Origin of the sequence: Lewinella sp. IMCC34183 (assembly GCF_003390915.1) — a bacterium.
Taxonomy (GTDB): Bacteria; Bacteroidota; Bacteroidia; order Chitinophagales; family Saprospiraceae; genus Neolewinella.
In genome coordinates, this window is sequence record NZ_QMEM01000004.1 from 129,147 (window position 1) to 153,392 (window position 24,246).

General features: G+C 62.8%; 12 protein-coding genes and 1 pseudogene. 5 read left to right on the forward strand and 8 right to left on the reverse strand.

Annotated features, from left to right (window positions below):
* Positions 1-12: 12 nt before the first annotated feature.
* The 3 genes from sprA to DQG19_RS10305 all read right to left on the reverse strand — a co-directional run bounded on the left by sprA (position 13) and on the right by DQG19_RS10305 (position 9,627).
* Positions 13-7,431 carry a cell surface protein SprA gene (sprA, locus tag DQG19_RS10295; RefSeq protein ID WP_116126178.1) on the reverse strand — a complete coding sequence of 2,473 codons (7,419 nt, stop codon included), beginning with the start codon at positions 7,429-7,431 and terminating at the stop codon, positions 13-15.
* Positions 7,432-7,537: 106 nt separating this feature from the next.
* Positions 7,538-8,131 carry a Holliday junction branch migration protein RuvA gene (gene ruvA / locus DQG19_RS10300; RefSeq protein WP_116126179.1) on the reverse strand — a complete coding sequence of 198 codons (594 nt, stop codon included), beginning with the start codon at positions 8,129-8,131 and terminating at the stop codon, positions 7,538-7,540.
* 113 nt (positions 8,132-8,244) lie between these two features.
* Positions 8,245-9,627: a TolC family protein gene (locus DQG19_RS10305; protein WP_116126180.1), complete on the reverse strand. Its 1,383-nt coding sequence runs from the start codon at positions 9,625-9,627 to the stop codon at positions 8,245-8,247.
* 46 nt (positions 9,628-9,673) lie between these two features.
* Here DQG19_RS10305 and DQG19_RS20860 point away from each other — a divergent pair, with 46 nt between their 5' ends.
* Positions 9,674-11,761: a ComEC/Rec2 family competence protein gene (locus tag DQG19_RS20860; RefSeq protein ID WP_198661714.1), complete on the forward strand. Its 2,088-nt coding sequence runs from the start codon at positions 9,674-9,676 to the stop codon at positions 11,759-11,761.
* A gap of 21 nt (positions 11,762-11,782) precedes the next feature.
* Here DQG19_RS20860 and frr read toward each other — a convergent pair whose 3' ends face one another.
* From frr to serS, 3 genes are read right to left on the reverse strand one after another with little or no spacing between them, the layout of a single operon-like run.
* Positions 11,783-12,346: a ribosome recycling factor gene (gene frr / locus DQG19_RS10320; protein ID WP_116126181.1), complete on the reverse strand. Its 564-nt coding sequence runs from the start codon at positions 12,344-12,346 to the stop codon at positions 11,783-11,785.
* A 44-nt stretch (positions 12,347-12,390) separates the two neighbouring features.
* On the reverse strand, positions 12,391-13,095 hold the full coding sequence (locus DQG19_RS10325) for a zinc metallopeptidase (protein ID WP_116126182.1): 705 nt from the start codon (positions 13,093-13,095) through the stop codon (positions 12,391-12,393).
* A 12-nt stretch (positions 13,096-13,107) separates the two neighbouring features.
* The gene (gene serS / locus DQG19_RS10330) at positions 13,108-14,388 is read right to left on the reverse strand and encodes a serine--tRNA ligase (RefSeq protein ID WP_116126183.1); all 1,281 of its coding nucleotides are present in this window, start codon (positions 14,386-14,388) and stop codon (positions 13,108-13,110) included.
* A 344-nt stretch (positions 14,389-14,732) separates the two neighbouring features.
* On the opposite strand from serS, the gene rho reads away from it, so the two are divergent.
* Entirely contained in the window at positions 14,733-16,721 is a 1,989-nt protein-coding gene (gene rho, locus DQG19_RS10335) for a transcription termination factor Rho (RefSeq protein WP_116126184.1), read from the forward strand.
* Positions 16,722-16,964: 243 nt separating this feature from the next.
* A complete protein-coding gene (locus DQG19_RS10340) occupies positions 16,965-17,606 on the forward strand; it encodes an MBL fold metallo-hydrolase (protein ID WP_116126185.1) in 642 nt (213 codons plus the stop codon).
* Between the two features lie 209 nt (positions 17,607-17,815).
* Here the strand turns inward: DQG19_RS10340 and DQG19_RS10345 are convergent, their stop codons facing one another.
* Positions 17,816-20,998, reverse strand: coding sequence for an ATP-dependent helicase (locus tag DQG19_RS10345; protein ID WP_116126186.1), 3,183 nt, complete (start codon positions 20,996-20,998; stop codon positions 17,816-17,818).
* A 212-nt stretch (positions 20,999-21,210) separates the two neighbouring features.
* Between DQG19_RS10345 and DQG19_RS21625 the strand changes: the two are divergent.
* Together DQG19_RS21625 and DQG19_RS10355 are read left to right on the forward strand one after the other, a co-directional pair.
* Positions 21,211-21,900, forward strand: a pseudogene (locus DQG19_RS21625) (helix-turn-helix transcriptional regulator).
* Positions 21,901-22,009: 109 nt separating this feature from the next.
* The gene (locus tag DQG19_RS10355; RefSeq protein ID WP_198661715.1) at positions 22,010-22,387 is read left to right on the forward strand and encodes a DUF1761 domain-containing protein; all 378 of its coding nucleotides are present in this window, start codon (positions 22,010-22,012) and stop codon (positions 22,385-22,387) included.
* Positions 22,388-22,973: 586 nt separating this feature from the next.
* Here the strand turns inward: DQG19_RS10355 and DQG19_RS10365 are convergent.
* Entirely contained in the window at positions 22,974-23,933 is a 960-nt protein-coding gene (locus DQG19_RS10365) for a ribose-phosphate pyrophosphokinase (RefSeq protein WP_232826486.1), read from the reverse strand.
* Positions 23,934-24,246 lie beyond the last annotated feature (313 nt).

Sequence of the window (24,246 nt, forward strand, 5' to 3'; positions counted from 1 at the left end):
TGAAGGGGCCTTCTAGTTCAATTGGAAGCGCACGACAACGCCGCCGCTGGCCGTCGTCTGGGGGAATCCGAGCGGGTTAAAGGGGGTCGTTTTACGGTAATCGAAGAAACCCCGCAGGCTCAGCCGCTGGTTGAGCTGGTACTCCACGGAGGGGGCAATGGCGAAGATGCGCGCTCCCTCGATGATTTCCCGGGTGGGGGGCAGCAGGCGGCTGGCGTAGGCTTTCTCGTCGCGCAAGCTGAAGTTGAACTGGATGTCCAGGTCGCTGACGTTGAGGCGCCCGCCGCTGCGGCTGTTGCCGCCGCCGGGCCGTCCGCCGTTGGCGGGATTCGGGGTGGCGGGCTCGCGGGTGCGTTGCCGTCCCTGCAGGAAGCCGATCTGGACGTCCTGCAGCACGATACCGAAGCCGCCGACGATCTGCTTGCCTACGCTCTCCGATAGCAGCTTACTGACCACGTTGATGCTGCGCGTCTCGTTGGTCGTGTAGGCGAAGTTGACCGACAGGCCGTTGACCAGCTCGGCGTCGATGCTCAGCAGGGGGGCAAAAGATTTGGCCTCGCTCAGGTTCGGGATCTCGATGCGCGGGAAGAAGTTGAGCGAAACGGTATCGTAGCCCTCCAGCTGCGGATTGAGCTGCCGCTCCACGGCGTCGAGATAGTCGAGGCTCGTACCGTAGCTCGAGATCGTGAAGGTGGACTGGAAGCCGTGGGTGATGTTTACCCGCCGGAAAATGTTGCCGAGATCGCCCACCCGGTCGAGGCCGTTCCACGTCAGTCGCCAGTTCGGCGCGCCGGTAGCATCGAAGGGATCGAGGCTTATGGTGTTCGGGTCTTCCTCGCGGTAGGCTGCCAGGAAAGCCGGCAGCAGCACGTCCTGCTGGTTGGGGCCGTAGCCGAAGGAGTAGCCCTGGGCCGCCAGGTCGGGGTCGGCGTGGGGCGTGCCGCCGCCGCGCCGCTGACTGATGATGCGCCGGTTGGCCTCGAAGGTGGCGAACAGGTTGTTGAGGTTCGTCGTATCCTGGTTGAAGAGGCTCAGGGCACCCCCGTTACTGAAGGTGAGGGAGCCGTCGCGTACCGGCACACTGTGGGTGAAGGGTACGTCGGGTCCCTTTTCGAGCACCTTAAAGGTTTCGGTATAGTTTTCCGTAAAGCTGCGGTCCATGGTCAGCTCGAGCCGGAAGTCGGCAAAGGGCTCGATGATGGCGTTGGCGTCCCACTGCTTGGTGTAGTTCTGGATGACGTCCTGGCTCAGGTAGGGATTGGTACTGATGTAGCCGCCGGTGGCCAGATTATTTAGGTAGTCGGCCTCGGTCTGCCGCTGCTCGACCGGCAGGGTACGGATGCGGGGTTGCAGGCCGGCCACGAAGTCCCAGCCCGGCGTAGAGAAGTTGTTGCTCAGGCCGAACAGGGCCGGTTCCGGTAGGAAGCCGGGAATCACGGTGGTGAAGTCCTCGCTGTAGGTGAAGCGGGCCCGGCGCACCGCCAGCAGGGGGCGCAGCAGGGCATTGGAGGTCTTGCTGCCCGATGCTTCGTTAGCGGGGTCGTTCGGTCGGGCGGGGCGCCGCGTATTCCGCTGGCGGCCGGCCTGGTTGGCGGCCCGCAGCAGGGGGATCTGGTCGTAGAAGCGCTCGAAGTTCAGGTCGGCCGTGAGCTGCCGTTGCTGGCTGTTCTGCACGAGGTTACCGAGGCCCTCCTCCTGGATCAGGAGGGGCGAGGCCGCCCAGGCGTATTGCCCGAGGTACTGGGCGCGCACGTCGACAAAGTCGAGGAAGGGCAGGTAGCGCAGCGGCAGCTGGTAGCTGGCGTTAATGGTGTGGTTGTACTGCTTGGGGCGACCGCCGTTCTGCAGGCTCTGCCAAATGCTGTCGCGGCGGACATCCTTGCGTTCGGCGTCGGACAGTCCCAGAATACTATTCTCGTTGACCTCGTCGATCGTCGTATTCATGTTGGCGTTGAAGCCCAGGCGGAGGCTCCGCGTGAGGTTCCACTGCAGGTCGTAGCTCCGGTTCCAGATGAAGCGCTTGTTATAGAAGGTATTGAATTGCTCGTCCACTCCGGCAAAGCGGTAGCTCGTGGTGGCGAAGGTGCGGTTGATCACGTTGGTGACGCTGATGGTATTCGGCAGCGGGTTCACGTTGAATTCCTTCAGCAGTCGCAGGTATTTGCTCTCCAGCCCCTTGAAGGGCTCGAAGCTGGTCGGGTTGGCCCGGCTGAAGGTATAGTCCAGGGCCCCCGTGTGGTCGTTGACCACCTCCGAGGAGATGTAGGGGTCGCTGTGTTCGTTCTTGGTGTAGCCGTAGCTCACGGAGAAGTTGGCGGGGTCCAGCGGACTGGGCTTCTCCCGCCGCGTCTGGGGGGCAATGCTGATGTTGTTGAGGTTCACGGCCGTAATCCGGTCGATCTCCTGGGCCTGCTCGCGGATACTATCGCGGATCTCGGTCGTCTCGGCGGCGCGGAGCTTGTCCTGCAGGGGGATGTCGTAGTCGTAGGGATCATACTCCGGCGTGCTGATCTGCTGGCTGTGCTGCAGGTAGACCGGCAGGTTGACGCCCCAGCGGGTGGGCAGGAAGCGGTTGAAGCTCAGGGTAGTGGCCACGTCGTAGCCGGCGGTCTTGAAGCGGTTACGCTCCACGACGCTGTTGTCTAGCGCGCCGAAGCCGATACTGCTGTAGTTGACCGCCGCGGTCAGGTTGCCCAGATCGGCCAGCTGTACGTCGGCGCGGGCGATCGCCGCCACGCCGCCGCGCTCGTCGAGCCCCTCCAGGCGGAGTTCGTTGACCCACACCTCCGCGCTGATGGCGTCGTTGTCCAGGTCCTCCTGGTTCCGGACGCCGATCATGAAGACCTTAACGAAGCCGAGGTTCGGGTTACCGCGGATGCGCAGGGTATGGTTGATGCCGTCGCCGGGCGAGTAGGTCTGCTCGTAGGTGGCTTCGGTGCTGACGCTGCTGTTGTTGCGCTCGAGCTTCAGGTTGCGGAGCAGTTCCAGGGGGAGTTGCACCTCGTTCTGCGGCAGCCAGACGGAATCGGCGTAGGCCGCCCCGTCGGGGTTGAGGCCGGCCAGTCCCACGGTATCCGACAGCGCCAGCGGCACCTCGTATTCGTAGTAGTTCTGCTCGAAATCGGAGCCCATCCGGAGGAAGAGGCGCAGCTCGCCGTTCTCCGGCCGTTCGATGCGGCTTTCGCCGGTGGCTTCGGCGTGGACGAACATCTTGAGTTGCTCGTACAGGCGCAGGTCCGTTTCGGTGTACTTGAAGACCGCGCGGCTATCGCTGGGCTGCAGGTTGCGGACCTTCAGCGACAGGGATTGCTCGTTCTGCAGGGTCGATACCAGGCCCAGGCTCTGTTCGCGGCGGATACCGTTGGGCAGCACGTAGTTGAAGGGCTGCCGGCGGCTGTTCTCCTCGATGTTGACGGCGTCGACGAAGAACTCGGTATCGTCTTCCCCGCCGATGATGGGACCGGTCTGGAAGGGCCGGTTGTAGCGGCGCCAGCTGTTGCGGACAAGCTCGAACTCGGCAAAGCGGAGCGTCACCGGTGCCTGGAAATCGCGCAGGTACATCCGCATGAAGCGGATCGAGCGGAAATCCTGGATACCCCCTACGGCCGTCTTTTCGTCGGTATTCAGCGGGATCCGGAAGCGGTACCAGATGCGGCCGGTATTGCCCGCGTTGGGCCGGTCGGGGGAGGAAACGTCCTCGATACGGTCCGTGATGAAGGGGGTAGCCTCCATGTCGAGCTCGCGCGGGTTCGTGGACGACTGCACCAGGGGAATCTCGTACTGGAAGTAACTCTCCGACTCGTTGAGGGTGTTGTCCTGGTTCAGGTCTTCGTCATCGGGCAGGTTGGTGGCCGACTGCCGGAGGTTGTTGTTGGTGTTGTTGTTGGCGGCAGAGTTACCCTGGGTGTTGTTCCAGCCCTTGTAGCGGGTCAGGAGGCTCTCATCCTCCGGGTAGCGCGCCTCGTCGTTGAAGTAGTAGAAGTTGTCGTTGGAAACGTCCTCGGCCAGTCGTTCCCGGGCCTGCCCGCTGAAGAGGTTGAGGTAGTCGGCGAACTGAACGCGTTCACGGTCGTCGTCGAGCCCGTCGAGGCCCACATCTTGCTGCTCCCGGCTTCTAGGCTGGTTGTCGAAACCCTGGGTGATCTGCTGGGCGACGGGCACGCGGCCCCAGACCGTCTCGTCGACCGGCCGGCGGGGGTTCACCTCGGTGGGCAGGCCGTTCTCGAAGAACTTGCGGCCGTCGCGGAGGATATCCTCGCTCACGTTACCGAGGTTGAAATAGAGGGTTCCCTGCTTGTCGGAGGCGTCGAGGGCGGCCTGGTTGCCGTTTTGCGGATCTAGGAAGGGCGAGAGCATCCAGAACTCCACGAACTCGATGTTGGAGGACTGGAAGTCGGTGGTGGTCATCTCCCGCATAATGCCGCCCCACCGGCTGGCGGGGTCGAGCAGCTTGACCGGGACGAGCGGGTCGCCCTGGTCGGCCAGCGCACCGGCCGTCAGCCCCGGGTAGCCCTGCGGCGTATCGAAGTTATAGGGGCCGCGCTCGTTCGGGTAGAAGGACAGGTCGAAGGTGAAGAACTGGAAAAGTTGCCGCCGCGAAAAGTCGACGCTGAAGTTCGGAAACACCTCCTGCTGGGGCACGATGCTGGTATAGACGTTGCCGTTGTCGACGGCGTTGCGGGAGCTCTGGTCGATCCGGTACCAGTTCAGGCTCGCGCGGTTGGCACCGGTGACCAGTCCAAACTGGTCTGCCTCGGGAAACAGGTTATTGTTGTTGTTGGCGTCGTTCTGGGGCACGGAGGCGAGGTACCACTTCTGCACCGGCGTCATGAGGTCGATGGGGCTGGCCGTGCCCTCGAAGTCGTCGAGGTACACGATGCCGCCCTTTTCCTTCCGGCTGAGATTGATCGCCTTGCTGTGACCGGGATCCAGGATAGCCGTCTCCGCCGTCAGGCTTACGTTGGAGGGGGCATTGGTGCTGAAGAAGGGGAGCTTGTCGAGCGTCCGGGTCAGCCAGCCGGAGGGCCGGTTGAAGGTGGCGTCGAAGCCGTAGATGCGGTTGTTGATGGGGTCCTCCCCGATGTTTACCTTCTGCGTGAAGGGCCGCTCGAAGAGCTGCATGAAGGTGCCGCCGATGGCCAGGTTGTCGTTGACCTCGTAGTCGGCGCGCAAACCGAGCATGGTTTTCGTCTGCAGGCTGAAGATCGTATTGTCCTCGAAGCTCACGTCGATCGGTACGCCGGAACTGAGAATGGCGTCGTTCAGGATACGCACGCGTCCGGTGCTGTAGTCCACAGTATAGTCGCGGCCCTCCACCAGCAGGGCACCGCCGGCGGTCACCCGCACCGAGCCGGGGGGAATGTTGAAGGCCCCCAGGCTGATCTCGCTCTGTACGGTCGATTTGTAGGAGCCGCGGATAGCGAAGCGGTTCTTTTCGGGGAACTCCCGCGCCTGGAACAGGGTGGAGTCGTAGAGCTCCTGGTAGACGAAGCGGGGCGCGTCCTCGGGCAGCAGCAGGTCGCCCAGGTCGCTGCCGAAGGGCTCAAGTACGGGGAAATAGATGCGGCCCGTCTGCGGATTGATGGTGATGCCGGGCACGAAGTCGAACACGCCGTCGGCCTGGGGATCGCCCTGCGTATTTAACCGGTCAAGGTTGAAGGCCCGGATGAGCGGCAGGCCGGGGATGGGGTTGAAGCCGCCGTCGGTGGGGTTGTCCACGGGGACGGGCAGGAAGCGCTGGAAGCCGAAGCCGGGGTTCTCATACTGCACGTCGAGCCGGAAGTCCTCCTGGTTGACCTGGTAGGCGCCGATGGAGTAGACGTTCTTCATCATCAGGTCCCAGGCCGGCTCGGTGACCCGCTGGGTCGAGGATTTCAGCAGCTTGGTGATGAGTACCTGGTTGGAGAAATTGGTGGTGTCGGAGCTCGTGTTGTCGGTGTTGACCGAGAGCTCACCCACCTTGAAGATCTCGCCGTTGTACTTGTAGCGGTAAGAAACCGCCACTACCTGATCGGGCTGCACGTTGATGTTCAGCGAGATGAAGCCGAGCTCGGGGTTCACCGTGTACTCGCGGGGATCGAGCTTCCGGGCCGAGACCTTCTCGAAGTCCCGGATCTGCTCCAGGCCAAACAGGGCCGACTGCAGCACCGGAACCGTACGGTCGATGTCGCGCAGGTTCTCCTCCTGGGCCACCAGGCGGCTGTAGAGGTCGTTGGCGCCGTTTTCGGGCAGGGCGCGACCGTCGCAGATCTCCTGGTAGCGAGGGGTGGGAAACTGACCTACCGCCCGGGGGTTCGTGAGGCGGTTGGGTTCTCCGAGGTCGGCGAAGGCCACGATGTCGCGCACGTCCAGTACTTCGTTGCGGTCGTTGGTGATCCACACCTCGATATTCTCGAGCGCGAAGAGGGTCTTGATCTGGGGCAGGTTGCTGAGGGCCTCCTCGTAGACCTCGCGGTTGTAATGACTTAGGAAGAAGTGACGGTTCTCGTCGTATTCGTCGGCGTAAACCGAAAATTCCTGCAGCTGGCTGCCCCCCTCTATGGTGAGCTTCTCCCGCTGCGACCGTTGCTGGCTGGCGATGGCCGTCAGGCGCAGATGACCGAACTGGAGCTCCGTCTTTAGGCCGAAAAGCGACTGGGCGCCCTCGATCAGGGTACCGCGCAGCGGCAGGCTCACGTCGCCGGCCTCGATCTTGCGGATGATGTCGTCCTCACCGAAGGCCTCGCTGTTGTAATCGAGCTTGATCTGGTTGTCGAAGTTGAAGTTGGCGCCGGTGTTGTAGTTCGTATTCAGCTTGAGCTTGTCGCCGATCTGACCGGTGACGTTCATCTGGATGTCCATATCGAAATCGAATATGGTATTGCGCCGAAAGCGCTCCACGATGAAGGGGTTGTCCTGGTACTGGTAGTTGAGACCGAAACTCAGGTCCACGCTACCCTGCGGCTGGATGCTGATCTCGGTGCCGCCGAAAAGGTTGTTGATGAGGTCGGGGTCGAGCTCGATGTCGGCCAGGGGGTCGCCGATGCTGACGAAGTCCTCGGGGTTGCCCACGCCGGCCAGGTTGTTGAAGTAGCGCCGCTGGTCTTCCTGCCGACGGTAGTCGAGGTACTCGTCGAAGGTCAGGTAGGTGGGCGGGCGAAAGTCGATCTGCCCCAGGCGTTCGCGTACGATGTAGTTGCCGGTGGCGGGGTCGTACTCCACGGTCTTTTCCACGCCGGCGGGGTCGCGGAGGTCGACGGGGTTACGGTTCGGGTCGGTGATGAAGTCGCGGCGGCGGTCCTCGAGGGGCGGCAGGGTGTCCGTCAGGACGGGCAGCAGGTAGGGGCGAAGATCGCCGTGGCTAACGGCCCGGTCGGTAGCCGTCCGGTAGGGCGCGAAGGTGAAACTGAGCGAGACTAGGGCAACACAAAGTGATAGTAGCGTCTTGTTCATACGATGTCATCCTTCCAAAACCCCGGTACGAAGAGAGGGCAGCGGCGAGCGTAAATCTTGTGGCCCGCGGTAGTGACGGGCGCGAATTAATCAGTCAACGAAGCGGTTAAGACGACAACTCCCGGAGGGCGAGCTTGATCAGATCTTCTGGCGTTGCCGTCTGTGGATGGGCGGCCAGTACCCGGTTCAGGGCGCGCTGGACGGCGGGCCGTCCGAACCCCAGGTTAACCAAGGCAGATAACGCCTCGCTCCGTAGCGTATTGCTTTGTGGCGAGAGCATTGTCGGCGATTCTCCACTTTCCTTGATCATCTTGTCTTTCAGGTCGATGATGATTCGCTGGGCGGTCTTCGGTCCGATCCCCTTCACCTTGCGGATCGAGCCCACGTCTTCCCCGATCACGGCCGCCCGCAGCTCGTCCGGATTCATGGTCGACAGTACCACCAGCGCCGTGGCCGGCCCCACCCCCGTCACCGAGATCAACATTCGGAACAGGTTGCGCTCCGTTTCCTCGTAAAAGCCGAAAAGCGTCTGCTGGTCCTCCTTTACGTGAAAGTGCGTCAGCAGCGTGACCTCCTCCGCCCCCTCGATGCGCGTATAGGTGTACAGGCTGATGTTGACGTGGTATCCGATACCTCCTGCTTCCACTACTACGAAGGACGGATTCTTATGGGCCAGTCTCCCCTTTACGTATGCGATCATTTCGCGAAAGTAGGGGAATAGTGGGTTAGTGCTGTAGTTCGGTAGTTCGGTAGTCGCGCGCAGAACTACAGAACTACAGAACTACAGAACTACAGAACTACAGAACTAAAATACTACCTGACTATCTGCCCCGTCACCCGCAAGAGCTCCGTCTCCGTATTCTTCAGGTTGAGCAGGGCGTTGAGGAGCTGGAATTCCGCATTGGCGTAGTTCAGCTGGATCTGCCGGTAATCGAAGCTGTTGATGGTGCCGCCCCGGAAGCGCTCGTCGGCGATCTCCAGGTTGCGCTCGGCGTTGGCGATCAGGTCCTCGGTGATGCCGATGATGCGGGCCTGGTTCTCGTAGAGGGCGAGGGTATTGCGCAGGGCCGCCCGTAGTTGCTGCTGGGTGGCCTGGTAGTCGAGCTGGGCCGTGATCTCCTGCAGGCGGGCGGTCTGCTCGCGCACGCGCCGGTTGCCGCCGTCGTAGAGGAGGTAGCTGGCCGTAAAGCCGAGATTACCCGAGAGCGTGCGCGAGGCAATTCCCGGCAATTCCTGCTCCCGACCGGGCTGGTCGCCCCCGAATTCGAAGGTCTGGGTACCTACCGACACGCCAAAATCGTACCCTACCCCCGCACCGATCCCTACGGTGGGCGCGTATTCCGTCTGGACCAGCTGCGTCTGCAGCGCGGCCAGGTCGCGGTTGATGAGCAGGTTCTGCAGGTTCCGGTTGGCCACCAGGAGGCGCTGCTCGAGGATGGCGGGATCGTAGTTGGTGGGGTCGTAGTTGGTGGGGTCGTAGGTGAGTTCGTCCGTCAGTTCGACATTGCGGGTCAGGTCGTCGCTGCCCATCACCTGCAGCAGGTCGCGAACGGCGTTGCGGTAATCCACCCGTTGCTGGGTGAGGGAGATGGAATCCGTCAGGTAGGCATCGCGGGCCTGCAGCTCGTCAAAGGTGCCGCCCTGCCCGTACTCCGCGCGTACCCGCTGGTACTCGATGCGGTCGCGACTCAGCGTCAGTACGCGGGCGAGAACGTCGATCTGCTCGCGCTGCACCACGGCGTTGTAGTAGGCGTTGATGATGTCCTGCACCGTATTCTCGATCTGCAGTTGCAGCTGCCCGGCGCTGAGGTCGGCGAGGGTTTCCAGCCGCTCCTTGTTCACCTTGATCCGCCCGCCGTTGAAGATCACCCAGTTGACGTTGGCCGAAGGCCCGACGGTATAGTTGGTCGTGGCGCTCTGCACAACGACGCTGGCCGGGTTGTTGAGCCGCCGGTACCCCACTCCGGGATTGATGCCCAGCGTGATGAGGGGGTACTTCTCGGTGAGGGCGAAGTCATTGTTGTTGCGGGCTACCTCGAGTTCGTTGGCGGCGATGCGGATCTGGTAGTTGTTCTCCAGTCCCTCCTGGATGGCGTCGCTGAGGGTCAGCGGTTCCCCCTCCCCGGGGGCGGAGGTAGTTTGCGCCGTGGCGCAGGTGCAAAGCAGGAGCGCAAGTAGCAGGAGGAGTGGTTTCATGCCGGTCTGGGGATTGGGAAACGCCAAAAATACTACCTTTCCCGTGGTGACTCCGCTATCCGACCCCGAACGGCCCCCGATACCCTGGGCCGCGGCGCCTCTGCTGCTGCCCGTTGCCGCCCTGGGCGCGGGTGTTGCCCTCGCGGCCGCCCTCGACTATAGCTTCCGCGCTTACTTCCTGATTACCTGCCTGAGCGCCCTGGTTGTCGCGCTTGCCCTGCACCTGCGGCCCCGCCCCCGGCTTGCGTTTCCGGCGGCGGCCTTCCTGCTGCTGGCCCTGTTCGCCTTCGGGGGCTGGTACGCCGGCGTTCGCCACCCCCTCAACCACGCGAATCACGTGGCGCACCGATACGCCCCCGGCGACTACGTCACGGGCACGGTCACGGCCGTACGCCCCGGCACCTACCGGCCGGCCGTGGAACTTAACGTCACGGGACTCCTCCGCGGCGATTCCACCCTGCCCGCCACGGGCCGGCTGCTGACCTACCTCGCCGACGGAGATTCCCTCCTGCCCGGCGAGCAGCTCCTGCTGGCGGCCGCGCCGGAAACCGTGCCGCCGCCCCTCAACCCCGATGTGTTCGACTACGCCGCCTACCTGGCAAGCCAGTCGATCTACCAGCGGGCGTACGCGGATGCGGACGAATGGACGCGCCTTGGCACCGATCGCGTGACCGGCCCGGCCGCCCTCGGAGACCGGGCACGCGCGGCGTGGTTTGGCAGCCTGACGCCCTACCTGTCGGGCGATAACCTCGCTGTAGCCGCCGCCCTCATCATGGGCAAGCGCGACCTGCTGGGCGCCGAGGTGCGCTCCGCCTACGCCGATACCGGGGCCATCCACGTGCTGGCGGTATCCGGCCTACACGTGGGTATCCTGGCACTCATCGTCCTGCAGCTTTTGGGGTGGTTGCCGTCCCGGTGGGCAGCGGTACGTACGGCGCTCACGGTAGGTGTAGTGTGGTTCTTCGCGCTGGTCACCGGCCTCAGTCCGTCGGTACAGCGGGCCGCGCTGATGGTCACGGTCGTGCTGATAGGCAAGGCCCTCAACCGCAACAACGGCATCTTCAACCTGCTGGCGATCGCTGCCCTGGTGATGCTGGTCGCGGAACCCAAGCAGCTGTTCCAGGTCGGCTTTCAGCTCTCCTTCGCGGCGGTGGCGGGCATTGCCCTGTTCGCGCGGGCCATCCAGCAATGGGTGTATCTGCCCGGCCCGCTGCGCCGTGGGTGGGACGCCATCAGCGTGTCTACCGCCGCCCAGCTGGGCACCCTGCCCTTTTCACTCTACTATTTCGGGCAGTTCCCGGTCTATTTCCTGCTCAGCGGTACGCTGGTGATCGTTTTTGCCTACCTCGTGCTGGGACTGGGGCTGCTGCATGGCTTCCTCGCCGGTGTGGGACTGTCCGGCGGCTGGCTCTGGCCCACCGGCACGCTGCTAAACGGGGTCGTGGAGGTGCAGAACGCCTTCATCTTCTTTTGCCGGCAGCTGCCCGGCGCTACGCTCGAGTTATCTGATTTCGGACTGCCGTCCGCCGTGGGGCTACTCTTCCTGGTCGCCTGCCTGGCCTACCTTGCGTACCGGCCGAGCCACCGGGCCCGGTGGGTGGCCCTCGCCCTGCTGGCGGGACTGGGCGGGTACTGGATCTTACGGCCGGTACTTCAGCCTACGGTACCGCAGTTTACGATCTACCACCTCCCGCGCGCCAGCCTGATCGACGTATACGACGGACGGAGGGGCATGGTGATCGGCGACAGCGTTTCTTCCAGCCAACTGGACTACCAGGTGATGCCGCTGCGGCAATCCCTGGGCGTGGCCTTCACCCCTGCCCTGCCCTTCGCGGCGGATACGCTCACGCCAGCCGCGGCCGTGGCCTACCCGCTCATGCGGCTGCTGGACCGGCGGGTGATCGTACTGGACGGCGACCGCCGGTACCCGGCGCCGGTGGCGTGGCCCGCCGCCGACCTGGTGCTCGTCCGCAACGGATACCGGGCCGATCGGCTGCCGGCCCCGCTCGCTAACCTGCCGATCGTGGTGGACGGATCCAACCCACCCTACCGCACGGAGGAGTGGCGGGACAGCTACCCCACCGCCCACCTGACGGGAGAGGACGGGGCGTATCGCTACTTGAGGGAAGAATAATAAGGACGCTGCCGGAGGGCCTTAGAGGGTCATTACCTCCGTCTCTTTGTTCTCGACGATCTCGTCGATCTTCTTGATACTGGCGTCGGTCCAGCCCTGTACGCGCTCTTCCATGCGCTTGCCGGCGTCCTCGGGGTAGCCGTTCTTTACTTCCTTGCGGATGCTGTCCATGGCATCGCGGCGTGCGTTACGGATGGAGATTTTCGCGTCCTCCCCTTCGGACTTCACGACCTTGGCAAGTTGGCGCCGGCGCTCCTCGGTTAGGGGCGGAATATTGATCCGGATGAGTTGTCCGTCGTTCTGGGGCGTCACGCCGAGGTTCGCCTCGAAAATGGCCTTCTCGATGTTCTGGAGGTTGGACTTGTCGAACGGCTGAATGACAAGCGTACGGGAGTCGGCGGCGCTCACGTTGGCCGTCTGGGCGATGGGGGTAGGTGCACCGTAGTAGTTCACCTTGATTCCGTGGAGCATCGCGGGGCTGGCCTTGCCGGTACGCACCTTTACGAGTTCGCGCTCGAGGTGCTCGATGGATTCGTCCATGAGCATCTTCGTTTCTTCCAGCTGGTCGCTAAGCAAATCTTCCATTACAGAGTAGTTTGTTGCAAAAGTACACAATGGGGGTAAGCCCCCTAGTCGCGGCGGCCCATGTACCGCAGGATGAGCCAAAACAGGATCGCCAGGGCGGACAGCGCGGCGACCACGTAGGTCATGGCAGCCCACCAGAGGGCGTCCTTGGCACCGTTGTGGAGTTCGCCGCGCGCGGTGCCGCTGCTCTCCAGCCACGCCAGTGCCCGGTTGCTCGCGTCGAATTCGACCGGCAGGGTAAGCAGGCTGAACAGGGTGGTGACCCCGAAGACCGCAATCGTAATCAGCAAAAGCGTCTGCCCACCGAAGCCACCGGCAATGCCCCCGACGGCAAGCATCAGCAGGATGCTCTGAAATTTGGAGGCCACCTGCACGACCGGCACCATCTTGCTGCGAAACTGCAGCCAGGCGTACCCCTCGGCGTGCTGTACGGCGTGCCCGCATTCGTGGCTGGCCACGGCGGCGGCGGCAACGCTGCGCCCCTCGTATACGTCGGGACTCAGGCTGACCGTCTTGGTGCTCGGGTTGTAGTGGTCGGTAAGCATGCCCTCGCCGGCGACGACCTTCACGTCCCGGATGCCGTAGTGTGCCAGCATTCGCTCCGCGACTTCCGCCCCGCTCATGCGGTTGGTCATGGGAACCTGGCTGTAGTGGCGGAATTTGCTCTTCAGCCGGTTGCTGACCAGCCCGCCAATACCCGCGAAGACCAGGGTGATGATAATGTAGATGCCGTAGCCACCGGAGAGCATAGAGAAGAGTATTTAGCGGACGGGCAGCAGGCGTTCTTTTCCGACGTAGCCGTGCAGCTTTTCCGGTAGTAGAATCCCGTCCTCCGTTTGGTTGTTCTCCAGCAGGGCCGCAATGATCCGCGGCAGGGCCAGGGCACTGCCGTTGAGGGTGTGCAGCAGTTCGGTACCCCGGTCGGTGCGGTAGCGGAGCTTGAGGCGGTTGCTCTGGTAGGTCTCGAAGTTGCTTACCGAGCTCACCTCCAGCCAGCGTTCCTGGGCGGCGCTCCAGACCTCGAAGTCGTAGGTCATGGCGGAGGTGAAGCCCATATCGCCGCCGCAGAGGCGCAGCACGCGGTAGGGCAGGCCGAGCTCCTCGAGCAGCCCGGCGACGTGGTCGACCATCTCGTCGAGCTTGGCATAGCTCTCTTCCGGGCGGGCCAGCTGCACGATCTCGACCTTGTCGAACTGGTGGACGCGGTTGAGCCCCCGCACGTGGGCCCCGTAGCTGCCGGCCTCCCGGCGGAAGCAGGGCGTATAGCCGGTGAGCTTTACGGGCAGGGCGTCGGCGTCCAGCAGCTCGCCCCGGTACAGGTTGGTGAGGGGTACCTCGGCGGTGGGGATGAGGTAGAGATCGTCGGCCTGCACGTAGTACATCTGTCCCTCCTTGTCGGGCAGCTGCCCCGTGGCACGGGCCGTATCCTCATTGACCAGCAGGGGCGGGGCGTACTCGGTGTAGCCGGCGGCGGTGTTGCGGTCGAGGAAGAAGTTGACCAACGCGCGCTGCAGGCGCGCGCCCTGCCCGGTGAAGACCGGAAAGCCGCTGCCGGTCGTCCGTACCCCCAGTTCCAAGTCGAAGATGCCGTAGGTATCGGCCAGCTCCCAGTGGGGGCGCGCCTCCGCACCGGGCTTGGGTAGTTCGCCGGCGTGCGGGCGGTAGACCTCGTTGTCCTCGGCGGTGGCTCCGGCGGGTACCCGGTGGTCGGGCACGTTGGGCAGCTGCAGGAGAGCCTCTTCCAGCTCCCGAACGGTAGCGTCCAGCTGCTCCTCGAGCGGGCCGGTGGCTTCCTTGATCTCATTGACGCGCTCGCGCTTGGCGGTGGCTTCCTCCTTGCGGCCCGACTTGAAGAGGTCGCCGATCTCGCGGGAGAGACTGTTGCGCTCGGCCAGCAGGTCCTCGGTGCGGGACTGCAGTTCCTTGCGACGGTCGTCGAGTTCGACGACGCGGTCGACGTCCGCGGCCGCGTCCAGGCCCCGCTTCCGCAAGCCTTCCAGAACGCGCTCCCGCTCGTTGCGCAGCGTGGTTACCTGTAGCATATTTCTTGGTCTTTTTTAGTGGCCGGCAAAGGTAACGGAACCGACAGGGATTCCCGCCGTCACCGGTGGCGGGGCGATTGTCCCCGCCGGACGAACTTTTATGTGTTTCATTTTGTACTAAGTTGCAAATCTACCGCCGCCTTTCGTCCATCTTTCGAAATTTGGTCGTAGGTTTGCGCGGCAAGCGATTCCGCGTGCAGACTCTGGTAGCGGCATTTCTGCCCTCCCCTCCGGTCGACCTTCACGTTTTCCGAATATATGGCCCACCATCATGCTTCCGTTCGGGAAGCCGGCCTGCAATCCTCGGTTTTCTACCATTCTCCCTTTACGTACCATACCTATAGATGTTTAGCATAGCGCAATTACAGGGCATGCTGGTTCCCGAACTCCGGGACTACGCTGAAAAACTAGGCCTTAAGTCTTACAAAAAGCTCAACAAGCAAGACCTCATCCTCTCCCTGCTCGAGCAGCAGGCCGTGAAGGGAACCGGCGACGCCAGCGAGCCCCCCGCCGCCTCGGACACCGACCGCGTCCCCAACCGCCGCGCCGCCGCCCGCGCCAACGGTGACAAAGACAGCGACTCCGGCAACGACAAGGAGGACAAGTCCTCCGGCCGTACCCGGGGCCGCCGCAGCAGCCGCTCCGACAAGGGCGGCGACGACCAGCCCAAGCGCCCCGTCCGGGGCCGCGGCCGGTCCAGCGACGACAGTTCGGACGACAAAACCGAAAAGAAGAGCGACGACTCCAACGACGACGACGGCAACAAGACCCGCTCCAGCGGCCGTACCCGGCAGCGGGGCCGCCGCAGCGTGCGCGAGGAAAGCAGCCAGAAGGACGATTCGCGCGGACGCGGTAAGTCGAACTCCGATTCTTCGGAGGACAATAACAGGGACGGCGGCGACCAGGACAACAACAACAGCCGCTCCCGCGGCCGGGGCCGCAACAACGACGGCGACAACAACGACCAGCGCAACGACCGCTACGGCAACCGGGGACGCACGGAAGAGCGCGACGACAACAACCGAGGCCGCAGCAGCCGCAACGACAACAACGACCGCGGAGGCAATAACGACCGGAGCAACAACAACAACGATCGCGGCAACAACAACGACCGGGGAGGAAATAACGACCGGAGCAACAACGACCGCGGCCGGGGCAGTCGCAATGACAATAACGACCGCGGACGCGGTGGCCGCAACCCGGAATTCAAACTGGACGGCATCATCAGCTCCACCGGTATCCTCGAAATGATGCCCGACGGCTACGGCTTTATGCGCTCGCCGGACTACAACTACATGACGAGCCCGGACGACGTCTACGTCAGCCAGCAGCAGATCAAGTCCTACGGCCTCCGTACCGGTGATACCCTGCGCGGCCCCGTCAAGCCCCCCAAGGAGGGCGAGAAGTACTTCGCACTACTCGACGTCGAGAAGATCAACGGCTTCGACCCGAAGGACGTGCGCGACCGCGTACCCTTCGACTACCTGACCGCCCAGTTCCCCACCGAGAAGTTCACGCTTTCCGGTTCGGTCGGCGGCCGCGACTACGGCATGCGCCTGGTCGATCTGTTCGCCCCCATCGGTAAGGGACAGCGGGGACTCATCGTCGCCCAGCCCAAGTCCGGTAAGACCTTCCTGCTCAAGGACGTGGCCAACGCCATCGCCAAGAATCACCCCGAGACTTACCTCATCGTACTGCTCGTCGACGAGCGCCCGGAGGAAGTGACCGACATGAAACGGAGCGTCAAGGCCGAGGTCATCAGTTCCACCTTCGACGAGCCCGCCGAGAACCACGTCCGCGTGGCCAACGTCGTCCTCGAGAAATCAAAGCGCCTGGTCGAAAGCGGACACGACGTCTGTATCCTGCTTGACTCGATCACCCGTCTGGCCCGCGCCTACAACACCGTCCAGCCCAGCTCCGGCAAGGTGCTCTCCGGTGGTGTGGAGGCCAACGCCCTGCAGAAGCCCAAGAAGTTCTTCGGTGCCGCCCGTAACATCGACGGCGGCGGCTCGCTGACCATCCTGGCTACCGCCCTCATCGACACCGGCTCCAAGATGGACCAGGTCATCTTCGAGGAATTCAAGGGTACCGGCAACATGGAACTGCAGCTCGACCGCCAACTGGCCAACAAGCGCATGTACCCCAGCATCGACTTCACCCGCTCCAGCACCCGCCGCGACGACCTCCTGCTCGACCGCGATATGCTCCAGCGGATGTTCATCCTCCGCAACCACCTGGCCGACATGAAGCCCGAAGAGGCCTTCCTGTTCCTCATGCGCCACATGAAGAATACGACCAGCAACGAGGAGTTCCTGGCTACGATGAACAGCTAATTGCTGAATTGTTGGGTTGGTGCATTACTGCGTGGCCCGGCTGCCTGACGCTGCGCGTACAGCTCTGGCGCGGGCGCAGGTGCAAGGATCTTTCGAATCGCCAAGCGGGTCCGGTTTCCTTCGGGAAACGGGCCCGCTTGCATTTCATCAAACTTATCTGGCCAGGTACACCTTCCTACAATCGTTCTTATGCCAACTGCGAGCGAAGCGAGCATACCCACCTACAGAACTACAGAACTAATAATGACCACCGTAGTCTCCCTCACCCAGAATCCCGTCCAGGAAAACACCTACCTCGTCTTCGACAACGACACGAAGGAGGCCATCATCTTCGACCCCGGTGCCTTCAGCAACCAGGAGGAACGCGAACTGGCGGACAAGATCGAGCAACTGGGCCTCAAGCCGGTCAAGCTCATCAACACCCACTGCCACTTCGACCACGTGTTCGGCAATGCTTTCGTGAAGAACACCTACGGACTGGAGCTCGGTATTCACCCGTTGGAGCAGCAGATCCTCGAGTCGGCTCCCCGCTTCGTGGAGATGTACGGCATGCCGCCGATGACGCCCTCCCCCGCGCCCGACTACTTCATCAACGAGGGTGATACCGTCACCCTGGGCGATACCACCTTTGAGGTGCTCTTCTGTCCGGGCCATTCCCCCGGCAGCATCTGCTTCTACAACCGGGCGGAGAACTACGTCATCGCCGGTGACGTCCTCTTCCGCCGCTCCATCGGCCGTACCGACCTGCCCCTGGGCGACCACAACGCCCTCATCGGCTCCATCCTCACCAAGCTGATGCCCCTGCCCGACGACACGGTCGTCTACCCCGGCCACGGCCCCAGTACCACCATCGGCGAAGAGCGGCGGGAAAATCCCTTCCTGTAGACTTATCTGATCCAAGTCGGGCCTCACGCCCGCTTACCAGCGCGAGCCAGAAGCGTCACGAAGTAGCTTGAGCGCAGCGAGGGGCGAGTACCCTGCAAGCGCCCCGAGCCGAGCGAGGGAAAAAGACCCCCACCCACCCGAGCGAAGTGAGGGACAAGCGCCCGGCGGGCCACCCCAACAACTCAACAACCCCCAGACCCAACACCTCCCTAAGCCGAGTCATCCAACCCAAAAACCGCCTCCGTATCCTCCGCGGGCACCTCGTCCGTCAGGTCATAGGCAAAGCGGCACCAGTCGCAGTCGGGCTTGCCGCAGCCGGTGAATTGCTGCTCCTGGATGGCGTCCCAGGTTTCGCGGATGATCTTGCGGAGGGCGTCGACGTCCTTGCGCAGAATTTCGATCCGCTCTTCGCTCTGCTGTCCGCTCGGGTCGGTGAGCAGGTAGCTGATGCGGCCCTCCTTCACGCGGCGCAGGTTTCCGGGGCGGTTGTCGTAGAGTAACTTGTAAAAGGTAAGCTGCCGCCAGTAGTCACCTCCGTGTGGATAGCGTTCCGTCGGGCGGCGCAACTTATTGCTGCTTGCCCTGCTGGTTTTGTAGTCCACCACCCGCACGTGGGCGTCGCTGAGGATGTCCACCCGGTCGATCACGCCCGTCAGGGGGACGCCGTCGACTTCGGAGTTGCGAATCAGGTACTCGACCTCCACGTCCTGCACCCAGTCGGCGCGGAAGGTATCGTAGTAGGTCGCCAGCTCCCGCCTCCCCTGTTCCAGCCGGTTGTCGTAATCTTCGCGGGTGAGCATGCCACGCCGCTTCGCCAGGGCGATCTCGAAGTTGTAGACCAGTTCCTCGCGGCTGGGGAAGGCGTTGTCCACGTCCCGTTTCATACGCAGGAAGTAGTCCTGCAGCGCCTCATGAAGCGCCGAGCCGTAGACCGTCCGGTCCCGCTCCCGGTCGGGGACCCGCAGCAGCTTTTCGTAGTAGAAGCGCAGCGGGCAGTCCAGGTAGGCGTAGAGTGCACTCACACTGAGCCGGAAGTCGGTAAGCAGTTCCGCAACGGCGCTGCGCTCGAGGAGGGGGAAGCGGCCGGGGTCCTTCGGCGTCAGCTGCAGGAGCGCGAGCCGGCCGAGCGTGGGAGCATCGAGGCTCGCCTCCGCCACGTCCACCCTACCCCCCTCGATGAGCTCATCGACGAAGGCGACGGGCTGCTGCAGTTTGTCCTTGGCGCTCAGCTCGGCGCAGGAGAGGATCACCTCCGACCGTGCCCGGGTAAGGGCCACGAAGAAGAGGCGGCGACGCGCCTCCTCTTCGTCTTCGGTACCCGCGTAGGTCAGGGTGTCGGGTAGCGAAAAACGGCTGCGGCCGCGTCCGCCGCCGGCGCCCCAGTTCCTTTCGGAGCAGTCCAGCATCCATACCTTCTCGAACTCCAGCCCCTTCGCGCTGTGGGCGGTGACCAACAGCACCGCGTCCGCCTGGTCGAGGTGGGAGCGCAGCGGCAACTCGATCCGGTTACCGTCCATCTGGTCGAGGGTATCCAGTAGGTCGCGCAGCGTGAGGCGGGGCCGGCGGGCGATCTCCCGCAGCACAAAATCGGTAAAGGTGGCGACGTGCTGCAGCAGTTCGGCCCGGTTGGGGTCCCGTAGTACGCCAGCGAGGAGACCGGAGCGATTCAGCACCCATTCCACGTATTCGGGCAGCGGCAAATTACCGATCTGGCCGATCGATTCTTCGAGCCAGGCGGCTACCTGACCGATGGCTTCGGGGTTCTCCACGCCCACCGGATAGAGGTCGGGGCGCCGCAGGTAGTCGCGCCAGTCGGGGAACCTTCCGTTGCGGTCGGCCGATTCGATGCGCCCGAGATTGACCAGCGACAGGTCGTGGGGCAGCAGGCCGAAGCAGCCGTAGTGCAGCACGCGGAACAGCAGGTGCTCTCCCGTCCCCGGCCGCTGGTACTCCGCCTGCAGGTAGCGCAGCAGGTCGCGCAGCTGCCGCACGGGGCGGCCGTCGAGTACGCTGGGTCGCCGCTTGCTGCGGTAGGGGATGCCGGCCCGCTCCAGCAGGTGGCGCAGCAGGCCGGCCTGGCTGTGCTTGGCGTAGATCACGGCCATCTCCGACCACGGCACCCCGGCCCCGTGCCACCGTTCCAGTCGATCGATGAGGGAGCCGGTCTCCTGCCGGTGGTCAGTGAAGCTCAGATAGGTGATACCGGGCGGCTTCGAATCCGCCACTTGCCCGGCACCTGCGTCCGCGCCACCCCCCGTCCGGCTGCTGAGGCGCTTGTCGATCCCGCGGTGCGGCAGGCGGTCCCCGATGCGCAGGGTATTGCGGTCGATGACGCTGCCGGCCCCGTCGAGGATGGGCTGCACGCTGCGGTAGTTATCCGTCAGGGTGACCACCGTGAGGTCATTCTGGTAGCGGTTGTGGAAGTCGATCATGGCGTTGAGCCGTGCGCCCTGGAATTCGTAGATGGCCTGGTCGTCGTCGCCGACGATGAAGACATTGGGGTTATCCCAGTAGTCGGTGAGGTGGCGGATGATCCGCTCCTGGCTGCCGTTGGTGTCCTGAAACTCGTCGACGAGCAGGTAGCGGTAGCGCTCCTGGTAGCTGCGCAGCAGGCTGGGGTGGTCGTGGAAGGCGCGCAATACCCAGCCGATCATATCGCCGTAATCGTAGCGCCGCTGCCGCCGCAGGGCTTCCTGGTAGGCGGAGAAGAGGCGGACGCCGGACGAGAGCCGCGCCATAGACAGCCGCTCCTCCTCGATCTGTCCCTCCTTCGGGTCACCGGCCTGCTTGTCCTTGTACTTGCGCTTGTAGATGAAGTCGGGATGGGACTCCAGCCCGTCGACGTAGGTGGCGATGCGCTGCTGCATCTCGTCTTCCGTCCAGTTTTCGGCCTTCATCTGGGCGAAGAGATCCTGCAGGTGGTCCTCGTAGTGGTAGCTCTCGTGGTAGCCCTGCCGGAGGGGGTCGGTCTGCGGCAAGCCGTCCAGCAGGTCACGGATGATGCGGATACGCTCCAGTTCGGATAGCGGCTCCAGTCCGGGCCGGCCGAAATAATGCAGGTTGTGCTGGATGACGTTGCTGCAGAAACTGTGAAAGGTATAGATGCTTACCCGGTGGGCCTCCGGCCCGATAAAGCCGAGCAGCCGCTCGCGCATGGCCTTCACGCCCGCGTCGGTGAAGGTGAGGCACAGGATGTTCTGGGCACCGGCGTCTGTCTTCAGCAGGATGTTACCGATGCGGGCGGCCAACAGGTGGGTCTTGCCGGTGCCGGGGCCGGCGAGCACCATGACGGGTCCTTCCACGGCTTCCACCGCTTCGCGTTGCCGCGCGTTGAGTCGGGCGAGCTCCCGGCGGAAGGTGGCGTTATAGTCGTAGAGGCGGGGGGTGGGCAAGGCTGATTGCGGGTTGCGGGTTGCTGATTGCGGGTTGCTGGATCGGCGAAGATACGGGGGCTACGGGTGGAGGGCCTCCGGCTTAAACCTCTCCCAAGGTGGCGTGAGCCGGGCGTAAGGAGTACGCGATCTGGCAACTCGTCCGTAATATACCGTGCCTTGAAAGCGCTGTGGAAGCTTCAGCACCGGTGGGGTACGAATAACCGTTTTGCATGGAATTTTCCGAAACCAACCGACTATCCCGCCTTACCGCCATCCTTACGCAGCTGCAGACGAAGCGCATAGTGACCGCCAGCGAACTCGCGGCGAAGTATTCGGTCAGCGTCCGCACGATCTACCGCGATTTCCGCAGCCTGGAGCGAGCGGGCGTCCCGATCAGTACGCAAGAAGGAAAGGGTTACCGCCTCATGGAACATTACCGGCTGCCCCCCGTCATGTTTACCGAGGCCGAAGCGAACGCACTCATTATGGCCGAACAACTCGTGCAAAAGACCAAAGACGCTTCCTTACTCAGGGATTACGGCGCGGCGATGGAGAAGATAAGGGCTTCGTTGCGGTACGAGGACAAATCCAAGGCCTAATTGCTGCAGGAGCGCACTACCTACCGACGAAATACCGAACAGCCGCGCACCAGCGACAACCTCTCGGCCCTACAGTACGCGCTCACCAATTTATTCGTGGTCGAGATGAACTATACCAATGAATCGGGAGAATTAACCGAGCGCATGATCGAGCCATTCGCCCTGTTGAGCACCGAGAACTGGCTGCTCATTGCGTGGTGCCGGTTGCGTGTCGAATTCCGCTTTTTCCGCCTCGACCGCATCACCAGGCTGCGGGTACACAAGGATCGATTCGATCCCCACGGCATGACCTTGCAGGAATACTTCGACCGCTACCACTAATTGATTTTACCCCTGACATAGGGCTGTCACCACCCCCCTCCACCTTTGGGGAAACAAAAACGACAACCCCAAGCTTACCTACCTTTCCAACATCCAGTGGTTCGGCGTCTTGCTGGCCTTCCTGGCCTATTCCGTACTCGGCGGTCTCTGGTTCACGGTGTTTTTCAAACGTGCTTACGCCAGTTACTTGGGCAAGACCCCTGACACCCTGAATAATACTTCTCCGATCTACATGGCCGGTCCGGCCGTATGTTCCCTGGTCATCACCGTCACGACGGCGTGGCTGATGCAGGCCCTGGGCATCCGTACCTACGCGGCGGCCCTGGCGTTTGCCCTGATGATTGGCGTCGGTTATCTGGTGGCGAATACGGTGAACATCGCCATCAACCCGAATATGCCGCAGCCGCTGCGGTACGGGGCGCTGGTGGGGGCCTTTCACCTTACGGGCCTGCTGCTTGTCAGTCTGATTTTGGTCGCCTGCGAATAGGTATATACGCGCTTTTGCGGCCGCAGATCATCCTATCCGTCCCATTACCCGCGCGTAGTGGGTTGAGGGCCTCCCGGCCCGATTAGGCGCTAAGTTTTATGCCTCCTTCCAAGGTCGGGAAGTATCAGCATCCCACATTGGCCGGGGATATCCTAAAAATGCTTCAGAGAAATAATTAACTCACTGATCGGGCCTGGAGGCCCTCAACCCGCGGATTTCAAATCAAAACCTACAGTGGATCTCTTATTGTACGCGGTGCTTGCTCATCAGAGCAGCAATCCCCCCGCCCGCCAAACTGCACAAAGCCAGGGGAAGCCACCAGTAAGGAAGGACCCAGTAGAGGAAATACCCTGAAAGGCACGCTATCCCACGATTATCCTGACTACCGCACTTCACGTGATACGCATCGTCGAGCGTGCTTATAGCGAATAGTGCCAAGCTCAGTACTGTGGCCGTTGCCGCTGCGAAAACCAAGAATAACCTCACCCTGGTAGCTAACACCTGTGAAAGATACGGATCCTGTAATACGGGCGTCGGATGGCTACTTATCGCTGCGCGAGGCGAAGGGCCCGCCGCACAGCGTCCGCTAGTTCACAAACAGCTGTGAAATACTGGCATTATCGTGGGTATTCTGGATCGCGGTGGCGAAGAGCTTTGAGCTGGAGATCACCTTGATCTTGTCGCTCTGCCGCTTGAGGGGGATGGTGTCGGAGACGATCACCTCGGTCAGCTGGCTGTTCTCGATATTATCGTAGGCGTTGCCGCTGAGCATGGGGTGGGTCGCTACGGCCCGCACGCTCTTCGCCCCTTTTTCCATGATCAGGTCGGCGGCGCGGCAGAGGGTACCCGCCGTGTCAATGAGGTCGTCGACCAGGATTACGTCCGCTCCGCTCACGTCGCCGATCAGGGTCATGCCGGCGATCTCGTTGGCGCGCTTGCGGTACTTGTCGCAGATCACCATGTCGCGCTCGAAGTACTTGGCGTAGGCCCGCGCCCGCTTCACCCCGCCCATGTCGGGGCTGGCGAAGATGACGTTGCTCATGTTCTGCTCCTTGAAGTAGGGGAAGAAGATGGCCTGGCTCTGCAGGTGATCCACGGGGATATCGAAGAAGCCCTGGATCTGGTCGGCGTGGAAGTCCAGCGTCATGATGCGGTCGACCCCCGCGGCCTCCAGCAGGTTGGCGATCAGCTTGGCACTGATGGGTACCCGCGGCCGGTCCTTGCGGTCCTGCCGGGCATAGCCGAAGTAGGGCATCACGGCGCAGACGTAGCCGGCACTCGCCCGCCGTGCTGCATCGATGGTGAGCAGCATCTCCATCAGGTTATCGCTGGGCTGGAAGGTGCTGCCGATGATGAATACGTACTCCCCCCGCACCGATTCCTCGATGATGGGCTGCATCTCCCCGTCGCTGAAGCGCGCCACCCTAAACTGCCCCAGCTCGTGACCGTACGCCTCGGCGATCTGTTCGGACAGGTACTGGCTGGTCGTGACCGACAGCAGCGTGACCTTTTCGTTCATGGGGGTGAGGCGAGGCTTGTGCGACATGATGACGTATGATTTAGGAAGGGCGAGGCAGGAAGTACGAAGGTCCGAAAATCTATCGGGTACCGGGTGCTGTAAGTCTGCACCACGGAGGGTACGCCGCAAAGGGTTTATAGCCTCTGTGGTGAAATAACCCTCCATCGGGCCGGAGGCCCTCTACCCGGCTTTGCGCGACTTCGCGACTCTCATTCCTCCGCGGCGAAGCAAACCACCACTCGGTCCGGGAGTAAGTGACCCCATACAATTTAGGTAGCTTCTTCCTACGAGCGAAGCTGACCCTACTCCCCCGAGCGAAACGAGCAAAGCCCTAAACCGA

Coding starts and splice junctions, on each gene's coding strand:
- sprA (WP_116126178.1), bottom strand. CDS start 7,431: ATGAACAAGACGCTACTATCACTTTGTGTTGCCCTAGTCTCGCTCAGT.
- ruvA (WP_116126179.1), bottom strand. CDS start 8,131: ATGATCGCATACGTAAAGGGGAGACTGGCCCATAAGAATCCGTCCTTC.
- DQG19_RS10305 (WP_116126180.1), bottom strand. CDS start 9,627: ATGAAACCACTCCTCCTGCTACTTGCGCTCCTGCTTTGCACCTGCGCC.
- frr (WP_116126181.1), bottom strand. CDS start 12,346: ATGGAAGATTTGCTTAGCGACCAGCTGGAAGAAACGAAGATGCTCATG.
- DQG19_RS10325 (WP_116126182.1), bottom strand. CDS start 13,095: ATGCTCTCCGGTGGCTACGGCATCTACATTATCATCACCCTGGTCTTC.
- serS (WP_116126183.1), bottom strand. CDS start 14,388: ATGCTACAGGTAACCACGCTGCGCAACGAGCGGGAGCGCGTTCTGGAA.
- rho (WP_116126184.1), top strand. CDS start 14,733: ATGTTTAGCATAGCGCAATTACAGGGCATGCTGGTTCCCGAACTCCGG.
- DQG19_RS10340 (WP_116126185.1), top strand. CDS start 16,965: ATGACCACCGTAGTCTCCCTCACCCAGAATCCCGTCCAGGAAAACACC.
- DQG19_RS10365 (WP_232826486.1), bottom strand. CDS start 23,933: ATGTCGCACAAGCCTCGCCTCACCCCCATGAACGAAAAGGTCACGCTG.